Below are 18124 nucleotides of genomic sequence, written 5' to 3'. Positions count from 1 at the left end.
GGCCCGATCACAGATCTCAGCTCGCCAGGCCGCGCCTGACGACACGCCTCAGTTGAAGTCCGTGCACAGCGTGATCACGGCAAAGGCAACGTCCAGTTCCGCCATACTTTCGAGTTCGGCGACCGGCAGTTCCCGCACACGCGGCTTCTCCCACAGCATTTTTTCCATGATTGCGACCCTCCCTTCTGGTATCGAGCGAGCCGACCGGCGCAGTACGAATCCCCAAAAGCGCAGAGCTCGAACATACTTCGATTACTCCCCGTGCCGGAGCTCCAGGCTGGTCGGCAGCTTCATCGTACTGGGGATAGATCTTGCGGGCAATGGTCGAAAAGCGTTGTCTACCAACGGATAATTCATGGCAAACATTCACGTTGGTGAGTGGGTCTTTGCAAAGTTCCAAGTGGAACTTGTGTGCAGTGTTGCCCTGCATGCTATCTCGCACAGGTGTCCTCGAACAGATATGCAAACGGCTACGGTGCAGCATATTTCAGGGTTTCGGCTTGTACGGTGAGACATTCGCTTCGCGATACCGGCGCCGAGTTCGGAGCGTGCGCGTGGTGCGACGGTGTCGTGCGAGCTACCGTGACCGCAGCGGAGATCGTTTCGGCAAGCATGGAAAGGGGTTGTGGCGTGAACCGAGAGATGTCGTCCGCGGCTGCACGTGCGGGCATGGTCGCCGAGTTACAACGAACCATCGCCGGACTGCCCGACGCGATCGGCGCCGCACTGTCCGCGATACCGCGCGAGGATTTCCTGCCCGCCGAAATCCCGGTCGAGCTCGCTTACGCCGACAAGCCGGTGACCTTGGCCGTCGGCGACGACGGGTTCCCCCTCAGCACCGCCAGCCAGCCGACGATGGTGGCTGCCATGCTCGAGCAACTCGCCGTCGAGCCGGGCGATCGGATACTCGAGATCGGCACCGCCAGTGGCTATAACGCCGCGCTGTTGCAGCACCTCGTCGGCGCCGAGGGTCAGGTACACAGCATCGAGATCGATCCAACCCTCGCCGCCGCGGCCGAGACGCGTCTGCGGGCACTCGGTCTACCGGTCAGCGTGCACGTCGGCGACGGGTGGGACGGGCTGTCCAGCGCTGCCCCGTTCGACCGAATCATCGCCACCGTAGGCGTTTTCGACCTGTCACCACGCTGGCTCGACCAACTCCGCGAAGGCGGCACCCTGGTCGCCCCGCTGTGGCTGCGCCCCGGCATCGAACTCTCGGTGCGGTTCAGCAAAACCGACGGCGTGCTCGTCGGCCGCTCCGCGGTGCACTGCGCGTTCCTGCGACTACGCGGCGAACACGCAGGCCCGGACAGCTACCGCAGCATCACCGATACCCACTTCGCCACCTGCGAGAGCTTGTCTGCCGAGCGCCTGGGCATCCTTCGCATGCTCCTCACCACCACCCCGACCACCGAACCGTTACCCACCCTGTCCCAACACTGGTTCGCCACCCTCGCCCTACACGACCCCCGCGCGATCCAGGTCTTCACCCTCGCCGACCCGGTCGACATCTCCTTCGGCCTACTCGACGCGGACCAGCACAGCCTCGTCCTGCTCGGTGGCGACGGACTTCGCAGCTACGGCGGCCCCGCCGCCAGAAACGAGCTCGATACCGCGCTGGCGCAGCTGCACCCGGTCGACCCAGCCCAGCTGACCATCACCGCCACCCCCGTCGCCCAACTGAAATCCCCAGCACTCGACCAGGACTCGGCCGTCACGATAGTCCGCCGCCACTTCCGGTATACCGTCGAGGATCGACGATGAAAGATGCAGCAGCAGAGGGAATTCCGCTGCGTCGGCAGGTATTCGGTCGAGCATGTGAGCTGTCGGTGGTAGGGCTCGCGTTCAGCGCGCGTGGATGACGTCGGCGATCACTCGGTCCATCACTCGTTCCGCGATTCCCGCGATCGTGAGGGAGGGGTTGGCGGCGGCGCAGTTGCCCGGGATCAGTGCGCCGTCGATGACGTACAGGTGCGGGTAGCCGATTACCCGGCCGTCGAGGTCTGTTGCGCGGCCGATCGGTACGCCGCCCAGCGGGTGCGCGGTGAGTGACATGCCGGGGACGAAAGGGGCACCGCCCGCCCGGGACAGTGCGCTCGCGGACGCGCCGACGCGCTCGTGCACGCGGAGCGCGGCCGAGAGGGAGTCGCGCCAGCTGTCCGGTGCGAACGACAGTGTCGGCTCGGCACCTCGCATGGTCCAGGAGGCTCGGTTCTCCCAGTCCGCGGTGGTCGACAATTGGGCGAGGATCGGCGCTTCGCCGGGCGGTCCGGGCAGGCCGATCGACTCGACTCGGATCGGCGGGTGGTCGGGTTCGTCGTCGACGAGGGCCGAGCTGACGATCGCGCTGGCTTGCGGGCCCGCGCCGGCCAGTTCGTCGGCGACCCGCCAGGTCACTTGGTCACCATTGTCGCCGACCATCGTGCCGAGGTGCTCGTTGAGATCGGGGAGGCCGCCGTCGGCCCGGGACCGGAGCAGCAGACGGGTGGTTCCGATCGATCCGGCCGCGACGAATAGATGGTTGCAGGTGTAGGTTTCGCTGCCGCCTGCCTCGTCGATCACCGCCACATCGATGACGAATTTCCCGTTCTCGTGAGCGATGTGCTGCACGTCCCGCAGCGGCAACAGACTCCAGTTGGGGCGATCCGCGGCCCAGCGGAGGTAATTTCGGGTCACGGACTTCTTCGCGGAGTTCCGGTTCCAGGAGCACGCCGCCGCGTCGACGGTCGGCGGTCCGCCCGAGCGATCGAATACCTGTCGCACGATGTCCCAGTCGAACGTGGACCGCACCGGCTCGGTCACCATTCCCGCGCGCGTCAGCTGCGCGTCGGCCGACCGTACGTGCACGAAGGGGGCGCTGCCGAGCAGATCGGCCGGGGCCTGCGTCGCATCCAGGCGCGCGAGCACCCTTGGCCAGTACACCGTTTCGAGTTCGTCGTAGCTCAGTGCGGCCGGAAAGATCTTCTCGAAATACCGGCGGACCGGCGGCACCGTCGCGCCCGCGTAGATGATGGACCCACCGCCGACACATGCCGTGGTCGCGATCCCGACCGACCCAGCGACGTAGGGCTGCATCAGGCCTGACGTTCTGGTCACCTTCGGCTCCCACAACCAGCGCGGGTCCCGGTAATCCAGAGCCGAGTCGAAGACGATCGCGTCGTCGCGCTGGCACCAGGCGCGGCCACGCTCGAGGGTGAGGACATCGACGCCTGCCGTCGCCAGCCGATATGCCGCGATGGCCCCGCCGAAACCACTGCCGATGACGATCGCGTCGTGGTGTGTCCGCGGCTGCGCCCGCGCCCGCGCCGGGAGCAGCAGCGGGGCACTCCATGTTGCGGCGGCGATCGCCGCGCCACGGGTCAGCAGGGTGCGGCGGGTCAACGATGATCGGTGCATCGAGATTCGAGCCTCTCCTGGGTACGGCAGTGCTGGGCATGACTGATCAGGCGGCGCACCGCTGCCGCCCGATCAGTCCTGCGGGAATTGCTAGTTCATACCGGGCTTGTCGAAACCCAGATGGTCGAAAGTGATATACCCGCCCGGATATACACCGCTCGGCAGCAACGCACGCAGTTCGTCACTGCCTTCGGTCTTCACCGTGATCAGCGCGACTTGCACCGACCCCGACATCCCACCGAGACCCAGACTGCGCATCTTCTTCGTGCCGCACGCGGGCGACGGTTGTTCGAACGATATCTGCTCCGGCATCTGGATATAACCGAGGAATTCGGGGAGCGTCATATGGATATCGAAGAGCAGTGGCTTCGAGGACACCGACACCGACCAGCCTTCACCACTGGCGGTGAGCGTCTCCCCGATGCGCGGGGTGCCGACGAAGTCGGCAAGGGACTTCGGGAAGCCCCAGTTGTTGCGTCCGTTCTTCGCGGTCTCCGGGCTGTCCACCACCATGAACGGCGAGTGCGCGAACATGCCGGGGTCGCGCAGGCGCGCGTAGGAGAGCATCCCGGTGATCTCGTTGTAGGGGCCGACGGGTGTGTTCGAATACCTGGTGGCGAAGCCGTATTTCGCCAGCGGCAGCGCCCCGTCGGCGACCTCCTTCGGCAGCAGCGACGGCCCGCCCAACCGGGGCGCCATCGCCCAGATGACGAATCCGTCGGTCGAGCTCAGATCCCACGATCCCCCGACATCGGGTCCCTTACGGATCTGCTGCCGCATCGAGTCGGTGAGTCGCGCCTCCGGGATGGTGGAGGTTATTGATTCCCATGCGTTCGTTTCACAATGATTCGGCGCGGCGACCGCGGCCGGACTCGTTGTGTTCATCGCGAAGCCGGCCAGTAGCACTGCGGCAATGATGTTTCCGATTCCGCGATTCCGGCGCGGCGCATACCGGCGGCCCTGTTCCGGCACCGTAGTGTTGCGAGTCACCCACACTCCTTTCCTTGGGTAACGAACGTAACAGGATCCACGGTGCAATGCAGTGCTGAATTCCAATAGAGGCTCGATAATTAGTTCGGCGATTGATGCAGTGAAGTTGAGCTTAAATTCCACCACGCGAGGGGTCCGCAATGCCGATGCGGCGGAGGGCCGAATCCATGAACACCACAGCCGTGCAGCGAACCTGCATCATCAACGGATCTGCCCGGCAAGCGTGGACGGCGCCTACGACGACCTCTGACTCACGCCTGCGGCGGATGCGAGCGACACCGGAGGCATCCTCCCCTTCCCCCTTCTATTTTATACACGATCCCGGGTCCTCATGAGCCGCCGTTTTGTAGTCCATAATCGCTCGCGATATGCGAAACCACCAGGTGAGGAGTAGCGGGATGGCCTATGTGCTCGGCTTCGGGGAGATCGACCGGACACAGATCACGAGCGTCGGCGGCAAGGGTGCGAACCTCGGTGAGCTCGCGCGGATCGACGGCGTCGAGGTGCCGGACGGCTGCTGCGTGTCCACGGACGCCTTCGCGCGGACCGTGGCGGGTGCGCCGTCGATCGCGGACCAGATCGATGAACTGTCGCACCTCGAACCACACGATCAGGAGGCGATTCGCGTACTGAGCGCGCAGATCCGGTGCGCGATCGAAGAACTCCCCATTCCCGAAGACATCGCCGCCGAGATCGTCGCCGCGCACGCCGAGCTGGGCACGGAAGGTGCCTACGCGGTCCGCTCCAGCGCGACGGCCGAGGATCTGCCTACCGCGTCCTTCGCGGGCCAGCAAGACACCTATCTCAATGTCGTGGGAGCCGCGGCGATCGTCCAACACGTCAGCCGCTGCTGGGCCTCGTTGTTCACCGAGCGAGCCGTTATCTATCGCCTGCGAAATGGTCTCGGCGACAGAGCAATCCGGATGGCGGTGGTCGTGCAGCGGATGGTGTTCCCGCGCGCCGCGGGCATCCTGGTCACCGCCGACCCGCTCACCTCCGACCGCACCGTCGTCTCCATCGACGCGGGCTTCGGCCTGGGCGAGGCCCTGGTTTCCGGCCTCGTGAACGCCGACGTCTACCAGGTCCGCGACAACACCATCATCAGCAGCACGATCGCCACCAAGAAACTCGCCGTCGAGGCCGCGCCGTCAGGCGGAACACACGTGCAAGAAGTCGCACAGGAGCGCCGCGACGAGCCGGTGCTCACCGATGCCGAGGTGCTGCGGCTCGCCCAGCTGGGCCGCCGCATCGAAGCACATTTCGGCAGCCCACAGGACATCGAGTGGTGCCTCGACGGCGACGATATCCGCATCGTGCAGAGCAGGCCGATCACCACCCTGTTCCCTATACCCGTGGCCGCCGACGATGAGAACCGCGTCTACGTGTCGGTCGGCCATCAGCAGATGATGACCGACGCGATGAAGCCACTGGGAATCTCGTTGTGGCAGCTCACGAGCCGGGCGCCCATGCGTGACGCGGGCGGCCGACTGTTCGTCGATGTCACCAAGGCGTTGTCGTCGCCGGCGACCCGAACCGGCCTGGCCGCGGCACTCGGCAAGTCCGATCCGCTCATCGGGGACGCGCTACAAGCCGTGATCGACCGTGGCTTCGTTCGTGAAGTGCCGGAAGAAGATTCAGCTCAGCCACCGACGCCCCTGACTACCCGGTCTGACATCGAGACCGATCCCGCCATCGTCACCGAACTGATCGCGGACAGCGAGGCCTCCCTCGCCACCTTGAAACACGACATCCTGGCCGAGTCCGGCCCGGCGCTGCTCGACTTCATCCACTCCGATATCCAGGAGCTGCGCCGAGTCCTGTTCACACCGCGCGGTTTACAGGTAATCACGGCCGGGATGGAGGCTGCGGAGTGGCTCAACGATCGGCTGTGGGAATGGCTCGGCGAGAAGAACGCCGCCGACGCGCTCACCCAGTCGGTTCCCGGAAACGTGACGTCGGAGATGGGACTGGCGCTGCTGGACGTCGCCGACGTCATCCGCCCGCATCCGGCGGTGGTGTCCTACCTGGAACAGGCGGACGACAATTTCCTGAACGGGCTCGCCGAATACCCGGGCGGCCCCGAGGCGCGAGCCGCCATCGAGGACTTCCTGGACAAGTACGGCATGCGCTGTGCCGGCGAGATCGACATCACCAGGCCGCGCTGGAGCGAAAGCCCAAGCACCCTCGTGCCGACGATTCTCGGCAATATCAAGAACTTCGGGCCCGGCGCGGGCAGACAACGCTTCGACGATGGTCTGCGCGACGCCGAGTCGCAGAAGGAGCAACTCCTCAAACGCTTGCGCGCCTTGCCGGACGGAGCTCGCAAGGCCGAGGAGACCGAGCGGATGATCGACCGCGTCCGCACTTTCTCCGGGTATCGGGAGTATCCGAAGTACGGCATGGTCAGCCGCTACTTCGTCTACAAGCAGGCGCTGTTGCGTGCGGCCGAAGGCCTGGTGGCGGACGGCGTTCTTCGTGAGTCCGAAGACATCTTCTACCTGAGATTCGATGAGCTCCGCGAGGTGGTCAGCACCCAGCGCGCGAGCGCGGAGCTCATCGACGCGCGCAGGGACGAGTTCCGCGCGTTCCAGGCGCTCACCCCGCCGCGCGTGCTGACCTCCGACGGTGCGGCCCTCACCGGCACCTATCGGCGCGCGGACCTGCCATCGGGCGCGCTGCCGGGAATGGCGGTGTCCGCAGGGACGATCGAGGGCCGCGCCCGCGTCTTGTCCGACATCGCGCAGGCCGATCTCGCCGCAGGCGACATCCTGGTCACTGCCTACACCGATCCGAGCTGGACCCCGCTGTTCGTCACGATCAAAGCCCTGGTGACCGAGGTCGGCGGCCTGATGACGCACGGCGCGGTGATCGCCCGCGAGTACGGTCTGCCCGCCGTCGTCGGCGTGGAGCACGCCACCGAGCTGATCCGCGACGGGCAGCGCATCCGGGTGAACGGCACGGACGGCTACGTCGAGATCCTGTCGTAGCGGGACACGCACCACCTCTCCGGCGGGCGCTCTGCACCGTGCTGTGCGAAAGATGCTGGGCTCACGGTTGATTCACGTACTCGTCGACGTCGAAGCCCAACCGGACATCATGGTCGACCCGGCTGCCGGTGATGGTCACCCGGCCGGTCACCAGCGGATAGCCGCGCGTCAGGACGGTGTACTCACCCTCGGGCAGGTCGGTCACCGCATACCGGCCGTTCTCGTCGGTGTGGGCGGTGCCGACGGCCGTACCGGACCAGTCGAGCACGGTGACCCGGGCGTCGCACACCGCCCGGTCGCCGGCCCGCACCGTGCCCCACAGCATCGCCATCGGCGCCAGCTCGACGTCGAAACGCAACCGGCCGCTGTCCGGCACGGTCAATGTCGTTGCGGTGGGCCGCATCCGGGCGGCCACCGCCACCAGCGTGTAGGTTCCCGCCAGCACGCCCTTGCAGGCGTAAACGCCGTCCGCGGCCGTCACGGCGCACCCGACCACCTCGCCGGCCAGATCGGTCACGGTGACCGTGGCATCGGACACCGGCTCGCGCGCGGCGGTGCGCACCACACCCGACAACTCACCGGCCCCTTGCAGCGTGACGTCGACGTGCTGCGCAGCCCAGCCCGAGGCGGTGACGTTCACCGCGGCCGGTTGATGCCCGTTCGCCGAGACGATCAGGACATAGCTGCCCGGTGTGGGCGGTTCGATGCCGTAATTGCCGTCGCCGTCGCCGGTGCTGCGCGAAACCTGTTGTCCGCGTTGGTCGATCAACGTCAACGCCGCATCCGGTACCGGGTGCCCGTCGTCACGGCGAATGCAGCCGCCGATCGTCCGGCGGTCTGTCGAGGCGACGAACTTCTCGGTCGTGGTGCCCGACAACCGTTGCGCCCCAATATTGTTGGTGGCTTCATGGGCGGCCGTCGCCAGCACCGGCTCCGGTTCGGTGCAGGCCGGCGCGGCAGGTTCCCAGATCTGCTCCCCCACCCGCACCGACTCCACCGGCTCGGGGTCCACCGCGATTACCGGTCCGAACACCGGCTCGGGCCGGGGTTCGGGTCGGCGCTCGGTGCGCGTGGATGGCAGATCGCGCAGCTTCGCCCCCTCCACATCGATATCCGGCAGGATGCGGTCGAGCCACCGCGGCATCCACCAGGACGCCTTACCCATGATCACCAACAGCGCGGGGACCAGCACCATGCGCACGACGAAGGCGTCGATGGCGACCCCGCAGGCCAAGGCGAAGCCCATGGACTTGGCGGTGGCGTCGGACTCGAGCAGGAAGGAACCGAATACCGAGATCATGATGATCGCCGCCGAGGTGACCACCCTGGCACCGTGGTGGTAACCGGAGATCATGGCGTACCTCGGCGACTGGCCCCGCACGTATTCCTCACGCATGCGGGTCACCAGGAACACCTGGTAGTCCATCGCGAGCCCGAAGACCAACCCGATCAACATGATCGGCAGGAAGCTGACGATCGGCTGTGGATCGGCGATCAGGCCGAAGGCGCCCTCCTGGAAGATCAATACGGTCGCACCGAAGGTGGCCGCCATCGACAGCAGGAAACCCGAGGCCGCGGTGAGCGGGACCAGGATGGACCGGAACACCAGGATCAACAGCACGAAGGCCGCACCTGCCACGATCGCCAAGTAGGGGACGATCTTGCCGAGCAGGACATGATCCATATCGGCGTAAATAGCGGTGGTGCCGGTGATTCCGTACTCGATGCCGTACTGCTCGGTCAGTTTGCCCTCGGCGGCGCGAGCGTCACGGACCAGATCCTTGGTGTCCTGGTTGTTCGGACCCGATTTCGGGACACCGCTGAGCATTACGCCGAGCTTGTTCGCACTGAACTGCGGCGTGGTGACGTAATCCATCGCCGGGAACTCCGCCAGCCGGTCGCGCAGCGCGGTGACCGCGGTGTCGCGCGCGCCTTCCGGCACGTTCGCCAGGTCGGCGGCCACGGTCAACACGCCGTTGCTGCCTTCGCCGAAGCCCTGCGTCCGGATGTCGTAGGCCTGGCGGACCGTGGATTCGGGTGGGAAGCTGTCCTCGCCCGGCAGGCCCAGCTGCAACCCCAGCGCCGGAATGGCCAACGCGCCCAACGCGGCCACGGCGATGGTCAGCGCGATCCATGGCCGCCGCCCGATCAGCCTGCCCACCCGCATGCCGTTGGTGACGGAGGTGTCGTCCTCCGGATCGTGCCGGGCGACCAGCGGCAGCTTCGGTGTGAACAGGAAGCGGCCGAAGGCGCCGAGCAGCGCGGGCATCAGGGTGATGGCGGTGAGTACGGCGAACATGGCCGCGATGGCGCCACCCAGGCCCATGAAGGTCAGGAAGTTCACCCCGACGATGCTCAGCGCACCCAGGGCGACGATGACCGTGAGACCGGCGAACACCACCGCGGACCCGGCGGTGCCGACCGAAATGCCCGCGGCTTCTTCGGGGTTGGCCGCGACCCGCAGTTCGTGCTTGTAGCGCGAGACGATGAACAGTGCGTAGTCGATGCTCAACGCGATGCCGATCATCGACGCCAAGAACGTTGTGAAGCTCGGGACCTCGATGATCGAGGTGCTCAACGAGATCAGCAACATGGCGGCGCCCAGGCCGACGACGGCGGTGACGATCGGCACGAACGCGGCAACGATGGCGCCGAAGGCGATCACCATGACGACCAGCGCCACGCCCATGCCGATCATCTCGGCCTGGCCGCTCGGCTGCTCCTGCTGCTGCTCGATGGCGCCGCCGAGTTCGACGATCAATCCCTGCTCGCGGGCCGGGTTGGCCACGTCGTAAGCGGCGCTGCGCTCTTCGTCGGTGATGTCCATCGATGAGGCGATGTCGAACTGCACCGGCAGCACGGCTACGGTGGCCGGTGCGTCCGCGCTCAGCACATTCAGCGGGGCGCCGGCGCACACGGCCGGGTCGGCGCGTTTCAGACAGCCCATCGCCTCGGTCGCGGCGACCGGGTTCTTCAGCGCCGCAGCGTCCTTCTCGGCGAGAAGCTTATGGTCGGCTACCGACAGCGCCTTCAGCCCGGTGATCAGCGCGTCGATGGCGGCACTGTTGTTCTTGTCGGTCAGCTTGGTACCTTCGGGCGCCTTGATGACGTACGTACCGCCGACAGCGTCGATGCCGAACTGCTCGGACATGCCGGGGAACTGCTTGTCCAGGATCTGGTTGGCGCGCTCCGACGGCAGCGACGGCATGCTGAACTCGTCGCTCATCGACGTACTCAGCAGACCGCTCGCGGTGCCGAGCGCACCGAGGAGCACCAGCCACACCGGCAGAACGATCCACTTGCGGCGGAAGGCGAATTTGCCCCACCGATAGAGGTATACGGACACGAATGGGTTCTCCTAGAGGTACCGGGTAGTGCTGAGTTCAGGGCCCGTACAGCACCTTCGCGGCCCGCTGTGCATGCGAACGACTCCCCCGACACCCGCTGCCTACCTCATGCAGACACAGCCGTAAACGGAGGAGCAACCTCAAGTTCCGAGAGCTTAACGCACGATCAACCAACACTGCCCGCGGCTGGACCGGACTCGCCGCCCGAGTCCGAAACCACTACCTCGCGACCCGCAACCATCCCACACCGACACCCACCGACCCGGCGAGACCCACCACCGGACCAACCCCACCGCTGGCAGCCACCATCGGCGATGTTGTACCAGATGCGGGGTTATCCCGTCCGGCTTTTCGGCGAATTCACTCGAATTCGACCCCGAGTCATGCACTCTCGGCACGGATAACAGCGCGGGTCTGCGCGCCGGACAGCACTTGCGCTACTCGGCGAACAGCGGGAAATCGGGGGCGAGTGGGCTGACAACTCAGCCGTGCGTTCACGGTTTCCGCTGATTGCGGAACCAGTCGTCTACCAACGCGCTGGCTTGTTGTGGGGCCGGGTCCGACTTGATCATTGTGCTGATCCGCTGGGCTTGCGCAGTGGTGGGCAGAAAGCCGACCAAGAGCGCGGGGAGGAAGAGGCGGCGGGCCAGTAGTTCTTGTGCTGATGTCAGCTGTGGCCTGCGGACTACCGAGATGTTGACGCGGATCGCATGTTCGTTGCCTGGCGGGACGCCTGGCCGGTCGGATTCGATTGCGGCGTAGCGAAATCCATGCGCGAGGTTGCAGGCGGAGCAGTTCATCGGACCGCGGCTCAGGCGGCTGCCGCACTCGTCGCAGACGATTCGGTCGAGCGCGGCGTCGACGATTCGCCAGTCGTGCCGGTCGGGTTCGGCGGCTATCAGCCGGGCGACGTCGCGTTCGTCCTCGCCCTGCCACTGGCTGAAGAAGTGGTACCACTCGTCCTCGATGATGTCATCGACGAGGAGCCGGCAGCGGCGACAATCGGGTGCGCCACCGTATTCATATCCGCCGCACTCGTCACATCGCAGCAGAGCGGCTCCGACCGCGGGTCTCATACTGGATATCATCGTGCCCACTCAGCGATCGACGCCATCGGATTGATCCGGCCGCCACCGTGCGCACGACAGCGTCGTCGCTACTCAACGCTGGACGTGCTGAACCCAACGACGTATCGCCCGGCACGCCCGCCTCATCACCATCACCGGCGGGGCCAGTTTTCTTTCGCCTCGCACATTCCGGCCGATTCTCGCCGATATCGACGCGCCGGCCTGGGTTGCCGCGTTCGTCCTACGCACCGGGGCTTACCAGTCGATCGCGGACGGACCGGCCCGCCATGGATTGACCACCGAAACAGCGGGTTCTACCTTCCGTCAACGCCGCTTCACCAGCACCGCAGAGCAGCAGTACGCCATCGAGATGGTGACCGCTATGGGAGCAGACACGCGCCGCAAGGAAGCAGCACGGTATTTCCACACCGCTCTGTACCTCTCCCGTCCCGCAGCCGACATCGCGGCGCTACCACTGAGCGCACTGCATCCGCAGCCTTAACGGCTGGATGCAGACGCGCAGCCACCAAGGCGGCGGGTGCGGCCCGCGGTCCGGCGAGGGGCAGCGCAGGCGCTCTGTCGCGAGCGCCGGGCGCTGAGCTGGCGCATTCGTCCGGTAACAGCAGCCCTGTCGGATTGGGCGGCATATCGTTGACGAAACATGCGAAATTCTGCTTCAGCGCGAAAAGCGCTCGGCCACAGTCACAAACGAATGGCAACGCACCACTACAGCAGCCGAAACGTGCGCGAATCTTATAGCAGCCGAGCTGTTTCGGAATACTCCCCACTTCCATTGGGGAGCGTCCGCCGCGTATCGGCGATTTACAGTGAGATATGCCCACGACCGGGCATTCTCGCTCGACCGCAGGCCTTGTGTGGCGTCCACACAAGCGGCTCGAATACGCGAATTGCAGGTCGGCACAACATCATTCCCACACTGCCCGAAGCACCCCTCAGAAAGCCTGCAAGACAATGGAATTCAACAAACGCAGATCCACCAGGCGGCTTACCCGCAGCATAATTCTGACACTGAGCATCGCGATGGCGATGTTCCTACCGCTGACCAGCGCCCAGGTCACCGCCGCACCACCGGGATTGGACGAAGCAGTCACCGCCACCCTGCTCGAACAGCGGAAGTCCGATCGCGCGCGAACTCCGGCACCGGTCATCGACCACATGCGCGAACAGGGCAACTGGGCCTTCGGCGCCGCGACGATCCCCGTCGGAAACGCCGACGAGGCACCGACCTCGTCGTTGTATGTCGCCGAACGCAGCGGCGACAAATGGAAGGTAGGTCTGGAAGGGACCGCCGAGTTCAGCGGCATGGTGCAGCGCGCGCCTGAATCCGTCGTGAGCAGCGGCGAAAAGAAGACCTTCACCGCGCCGCAGACCCGCGCCGTCAACACCGGGCTTGCGTTGCCCTGGCGGCAGGGCGACAGCTGGTACATGGGTGGCGGACCGCACGGCTACAGCGGCAACAGCCGCCCCTTCAACTCGATCGACTTCAACGGCGGCGACGGGCGAGTGCTGGCCCCGCGCGCAGGCCGGGTCTACAAGACCTGCGTGCGTGCCAACAGCGCGGAAGTCAAACTCGTGCACGACAACGGCTACACCACCACCTACTACCACATGACCAACCTGATCACCGCCCAGGACGGCACCCAGATCGCGGCAGGCACCTATCTCGGCAGGATCGGCACCCAACTGCCCTGCGGCGGCAGTGCCAGCGGCGCGCATGTGCACATGTCGCTCTACAACACCAATGGTGGCGCGGTCGCGGTGAACGGCAAAACCCTGGGCGGCTGGACCTTCTACGAAGGCAGCAGGGCCTACGCCGGTTATGCCGAACGCAACGGCGTCCGCGTGAACGTCGGCGGCAGGCTCACCAACTACGGCAGTGATTCGACACCCGCCGGAGGCACCGTCCGCTCCCACCCCGACGCGAACGGCACCGTCAACCTGCGCTCCGGCCCCGGACTGAAGTACTCGGTGGTCGGCACCGCACGCGACGGCGACACCGTCACCATCGCCTGCACCACCCGCGGCGAGGTGGTCGCGGGCAAATGGGGCGACACCGACCTGTGGAACAAACTCGACACCGGCAACTGGATCAGCGACGGCTTCGTCGATACCGGCAGCAACGACCCGGTCGCTCCGACCTGCACCGATGCCCAGGTGCAGGCATCCGCTCCGCCGAACGGCAATTCGGCCGGCGCTAGCGCAGCACCCGGCACTGTCGGCTGAGCTGGTCCGAGGCGTGGCACCGTTGGTGGCACGCGGAGACTCGATCACAACAAGCTCATCGATTGCGCCGTAGTGACCGGGCTCTCCGCTCCGCATGACCTGCGGAGCGGAGAGCCCGTCGGCGGGAGTTACCGACTAACCGGCAGCCGAACTCGGTAAACCGAGGGCTTCGCGGACCTGTCGAACGCCCGCCTGAATCTGTGCGTCGATGGCGGACAGATCAATACCGGCTTTCTCGATCGGCGCGCTGTCCTGCGTGCTTCGGCTATCGAGGGCGACCTGCTGCGGGACGGGATCCTGCGGCGCCGCCACGGTGGCCTGCGCCGGAGGCGGCAGTTGGCGCGCGATCCCGTCCGAGGCACCGAGCACGACACCCGCGACCGAGCCGACCGTGGTACCGATCGCGAAGCCGATGGTCCCGCCGAGGATGGCACCCACCGGACATCCGACGATCAGAAACGGCAGTCCCGCTACACATCCGACGCCCATCCCGAAGGCGACGCCCGTGGTGCCACCGATCGCGCCGCCCGTCAGGCCTCCGATGATCGCGCCGGCCTCGGCACTGGGGAAGACATGGGCGGGGTAGTCCGGCAGGCCCGCGCCTATGGGTGCTGCCTTCGCCACCGACCAGTGTTGATTGTCGGCGGCTACCGCAGTTCGTCCCACCGTTGCGAGAGATTCGGCATCGGCAGTGTCGTTCCGCTGCTGTCGCAGTGGGGTCCATACCGCCAGAGGGTCATTGTGGTCGACTTCGAATGCGGCTGAGGCGACCGCCGCGGCGTCCGGCACGGCCGCACTGGCGACGCTGGGGGGTGCAAGCAGCATGGCCGCGAGTGGTCCGACCGTCGTGGCAAGCGCGAGAACTGGTTTCAACGTACTTCTGGACATAGATCACTCCAAACATTGCGAACTCGGCGTGGCAGAAGCGACTTCTTCGGTGCTTCCAGCGACTGTGTAGCTATTTCCACTTGGTAGCTTCAACAGGAATCGAAGGTAACATAAAGCTGTCGGCCGTCAACTCCAACACTCACACATTGAGATGGCGCCAGGAGAGGGAAGGGCGACTGAGGGGATCGTCAAATGCCTATATATACGCATGAAATGGCAATCTCCCCAAGATGTCAGCCCAAGGTTCCAGCGTCAGCACCGGGGCCGATCGATGCGTTTGCAACGCCAGATGACGTGAAGAACTGTTGCACACATCACACATCATGTCGATAACTAGTTGATTGCTGAATCAATGAGGATGTGCCTGAACACAATCACTCGGACTTGCCGGCGCAACCGCAGCCGCCAGTGCGAGCACGCCGTCTCACCGCGCGCGCCGAGCGAGAAGGGCCCACTCCGGCCCACGGGACATCCGCAATGCATGCTCCGGCAGCAGCATCGTCGAGATACCCGATCAGTAAGTGAATGAACATTCCGCCAAAGCAGCGTCCCCACCTGCACATTCACCCCAATCAGTGCGCGATGTCCGGTCGACGTGCTTAACTCGTCCGGCACTGGAAAAGGGGAGTTTCACATGGAGCCTACGGCCGCGCAGCGGGCAGCGCTGAGCATGATCTGCGATACCTTTGTTCCCGGCGACGGGTTGACCTTGCCGCCGGCGAGCGAACTCGGCGCGGTCGACACCGTATTCCGGCTGTTGAGCCGCAGCCCGCGCGAGGCCGATCGTAAGCAGCTGGCAATGCTGCTGGGGTGGTGGGATTCTCGCCTGACCGGGTTGCTCCTCGGCGCGGGCCCTCGTCGGTTCGCCACACTGTCGCAGCAGGAGCGCGAGCGGGCACTACTGCGCCTCGGCGATTCGCGGTTGGCCCCCGTGCGCGCGATCTTCCAGGCACTCAAACAGGCTGCGCTGTTGTCCTACAACGTGACTCCGGGCCCTACCGGCACCAACCCGCTGTGGAAGGAGATCGGCTATCCGGCGCCGACCGGACCACTCGGCACCGCACCACAGCCGGCCCTCGCACCGACGCGGTATACCGAGAACACCACGCTCACCTGCGATGTCGTGATCGTCGGCTCGGGCGCGGGCGGCGGCACCGCTGCGGCCGTGCTCGCCGAAGCCGGTCTCGACGTAATCGTGCTCGAACGCGGAAACTACTACGACGACAAGGATTTCGGCGCGGGCGAACTTGCCGCCCTGGAACAGCTCTACGCCCCCGGCGCCAGTTCATCCGAAGGGCAGATCACTCTGGTAGCCGGAACCTGCCTCGGCGGGAGCACCGTGGTCAACTGGAGCACCTCACTGCCCACCCCCGATGCCGTCCGCGCGGAATGGGCCGAACTCGGTGCGACACAGTTCGCCGAGGCCGAGTTCGGCGAAGCCCTCGAGGTGGTGAGCCGCAGGCTCGCCGTCACCGACACGCGCTCTCCGCTGTCGGCCCGCGACGCCGTGCTGGAACGCGGAGCACACGCACTCGGCTGGGAGGTAAACGCGTTGCCGCGCAACGTCTCCGACGCCTGCGACGCCGGGACCGAGTGCGGCACCTGCGGTTACGGCTGCCGTCTCGGCGCCAAGCAGTCGGTCACCAAAACCTGGCTCGCCGACGCCGCCACGGCGGGCGCTCGACTGGTCATCGACGCGAACGTCCGTCGCATCGAGGTGAAAAATGGCCGCGCCGAGAGCGTTTCGGCGATCACCCAGTCCGGCGCGCAGATCGAGGTGCGGGCCCGCGCCGTCGTGGTCGCGGCGGGCGCGGTGCAGACTCCCGCGCTGCTGCGCCGATCCGGTCTGTGCAATGAGAACATCGGCCGCCACCTGCGCCTGCATCCGGCCGCCGCGGTGTTCGGCGTCTTCGACGAGGAACTGCGCGGCTGGGAGGGCGCGCTCCAGGGGCGCATCTGCCGTCAGCACGCGGACCTCGACGGCAACGGCTACGGCGTCATCTACGAGACGGGTCCCGTCCATCCCGGCCTGGCCATCGGCTTCATGGGCTGGCGTGGCGCGGACGCGCACCGTCGCACGTTGCTGGATTTCGCCCGCACCACCCCGATCGGCATCATCACTCGCGACCGCGACGCGGGCACCGTCACCGTCGACAAATCCGGCGAGCCGATCGTCAACTACCGCCTCTCGGCCTACGACGCCGCCCATCTGCACACCGGAATCGAAGGCGCCGCGAGCATTCTGGAGGCGGCGGGCGCACGCCGCATCTTCTCCGGCCATCAAACCGGCGTGGCATACGAACCAGGCCGCCGCGGCTCGCACGCCGAGTTCGCCGCCTCCTGCCGCGACGCGGGCTACGGACCCGGGCAGTGCGCGATGGGCGCCCTGCACATCATGGGCTCGGCCCGCATGGGCGGCGCACCGCAACTCTCGGCCACCGATCCCGACGGCGCCACCTGGGAGGTCGCCAATATCGTCGTCGCCGACGGCTCCTGCTTCCCCACCGCCTCCGGCGTCAACCCGATGGTCTCCATCGAGGCGATCGCCTACATGAACGCGCGGCGGCTGGCCGCCCGGTTGACCTGAGCGGAAATGGGGCTTCTGTGCCCCCAGTTCCATTGGCATCGACAATGCCCGAAAATTGCCACAACCCGTCGATAGGTCTTGCATCCCAGCTCAGACCGGCTGCCCCACGGAAACTGCGGGCGGAATAGCAAACAGCTGGCGTAGCCGGTGCACTGGCGGGCATGCTTACACTTTGATGAGCTCGTTCAGCGGACAGTGCACACAGGGAAGGTTCGGGGGATGTCCGATACCGACGGCCGGGATACTCTGCGCAGTGAAATCCACGCGTTCTATGCCGGTTTCGGTCAGCCGGAAGCCTTGCAGGCCGCATTTCGCCAAGCGGCGCTGTTCGTGCCGGTGACCGACGAGGAGCGCGTCTCCATTTCGCAGCTGGGCGGCATCGATTGGCTGTGTGCGTTCACCAGCATCGAGGAGTACGCCCGATTCATGATGACGCGCGGTTACCTGACCGAGGGCGGCATCGAGCCCGAGCGTGAGTATCGCTACCACACGCTCTCGGGTTGGCGTCTCCTGGACTACGCCGAGTCGCGGGACCAGCCCACCGGCATCGCGGTCGACATCATCGGGTCGACCCCCATGGCATTTCCGCCCGAAGTAACCGAGTAACAACCGAATCGA

10 protein-coding genes are annotated in these 18124 nt (G+C 65.9%); 5 read left to right on the top strand and 5 right to left on the bottom strand.

All coding sequences use genetic code 11. The features are described from left to right. The first annotated feature begins 630 nt into the window (after nt 1-630). Nucleotides 631-1764, top strand: coding sequence for a protein-L-isoaspartate O-methyltransferase (locus tag ACIHA7_RS07690; RefSeq protein ID WP_397286771.1), 1134 nt, complete (start codon nt 631-633; stop codon nt 1762-1764). A gap of 81 nt (nt 1765-1845) precedes the next feature. On the opposite strand, the gene ACIHA7_RS07685 is transcribed toward ACIHA7_RS07690, so the two are convergent. Then, nucleotides 1846-3396 (bottom strand): GMC oxidoreductase, encoded by a 1551-nt coding sequence (locus tag ACIHA7_RS07685; RefSeq protein ID WP_397286769.1) that lies wholly within the window; start codon nt 3394-3396, stop codon nt 1846-1848. 90 nt (nt 3397-3486) lie between these two features. Then, nucleotides 3487-4386, bottom strand: coding sequence for an acetoacetate decarboxylase family protein (locus ACIHA7_RS07680; protein WP_397286767.1), 900 nt, complete (start codon nt 4384-4386; stop codon nt 3487-3489). Nucleotides 4387-4784: 398 nt separating this feature from the next. Here ACIHA7_RS07680 and rph point away from each other — a divergent pair, with 398 nt between their 5' ends. Further along, on the top strand, nt 4785-7373 hold the full coding sequence (rph, locus tag ACIHA7_RS07675) for a rifamycin-inactivating phosphotransferase (protein WP_397286765.1): 2589 nt from the start codon (nt 4785-4787) through the stop codon (nt 7371-7373). 61 nt (nt 7374-7434) lie between these two features. Here the strand turns inward: rph and ACIHA7_RS07670 are convergent, their stop codons facing one another. Both ACIHA7_RS07670 and ACIHA7_RS07665 read right to left on the bottom strand, forming a co-directional pair. Next, nucleotides 7435-10719: an MMPL family transporter gene (locus ACIHA7_RS07670; protein ID WP_397286763.1), complete on the bottom strand. Its 3285-nt coding sequence runs from the start codon at nt 10717-10719 to the stop codon at nt 7435-7437. A 495-nt stretch (nt 10720-11214) separates the two neighbouring features. Further along, nucleotides 11215-11796, bottom strand: a complete 582-nt coding sequence (locus ACIHA7_RS07665; RefSeq protein ID WP_397286761.1) for a hypothetical protein — start codon at nt 11794-11796, stop codon at nt 11215-11217. A gap of 963 nt (nt 11797-12759) precedes the next feature. Here ACIHA7_RS07665 and ACIHA7_RS07660 point away from each other — a divergent pair. Continuing rightward, nucleotides 12760-14031, top strand: coding sequence for a peptidoglycan DD-metalloendopeptidase family protein (locus ACIHA7_RS07660; protein WP_397286759.1), 1272 nt, complete (start codon nt 12760-12762; stop codon nt 14029-14031). Nucleotides 14032-14166: 135 nt separating this feature from the next. Here the strand turns inward: ACIHA7_RS07660 and ACIHA7_RS07655 are convergent, their stop codons facing one another. After that, nucleotides 14167-14655, bottom strand: a complete 489-nt coding sequence (locus ACIHA7_RS07655; RefSeq protein ID WP_397286757.1) for a hypothetical protein — start codon at nt 14653-14655, stop codon at nt 14167-14169. 898 nt (nt 14656-15553) lie between these two features. Here ACIHA7_RS07655 and ACIHA7_RS07650 point away from each other — a divergent pair. Next, nucleotides 15554-17506, top strand: a complete 1953-nt coding sequence (locus ACIHA7_RS07650; RefSeq protein ID WP_397286755.1) for a GMC family oxidoreductase — start codon at nt 15554-15556, stop codon at nt 17504-17506. 219 nt (nt 17507-17725) lie between these two features. After that, the gene (locus ACIHA7_RS07645; protein WP_397286753.1) at nt 17726-18112 is read left to right on the top strand and encodes a hypothetical protein; all 387 of its coding nucleotides are present in this window, start codon (nt 17726-17728) and stop codon (nt 18110-18112) included. Nucleotides 18113-18124 lie beyond the last annotated feature (12 nt).

Origin of the sequence: Nocardia sp. NPDC052316 (genome assembly GCF_044547795.1) — a bacterium.
Classification (GTDB): domain Bacteria; phylum Actinomycetota; class Actinomycetes; order Mycobacteriales; family Mycobacteriaceae; genus Nocardia.
This window is presented reverse-complemented; position numbering and strand designations above follow the sequence as displayed.

Excerpts from the sequence above, each read along its gene's own strand:
- ACIHA7_RS07685 (WP_397286769.1), bottom strand. The coding sequence starts at position 3,396 with ATGCACCGATCATCGTTGACCCGCCGCACCCTGCTGACCCGTGGCGCG.
- rph (WP_397286765.1), top strand. The coding sequence starts at position 4,785 with ATGGCCTATGTGCTCGGCTTCGGGGAGATCGACCGGACACAGATCACG.
- ACIHA7_RS07665 (WP_397286761.1), bottom strand. The coding sequence starts at position 11,796 with ATGAGACCCGCGGTCGGAGCCGCTCTGCTGCGATGTGACGAGTGCGGC.
- ACIHA7_RS07660 (WP_397286759.1), top strand. The coding sequence starts at position 12,760 with ATGGAATTCAACAAACGCAGATCCACCAGGCGGCTTACCCGCAGCATA.
- ACIHA7_RS07650 (WP_397286755.1), top strand. The coding sequence starts at position 15,554 with ATGGAGCCTACGGCCGCGCAGCGGGCAGCGCTGAGCATGATCTGCGAT.
- ACIHA7_RS07645 (WP_397286753.1), top strand. The coding sequence starts at position 17,726 with ATGTCCGATACCGACGGCCGGGATACTCTGCGCAGTGAAATCCACGCG.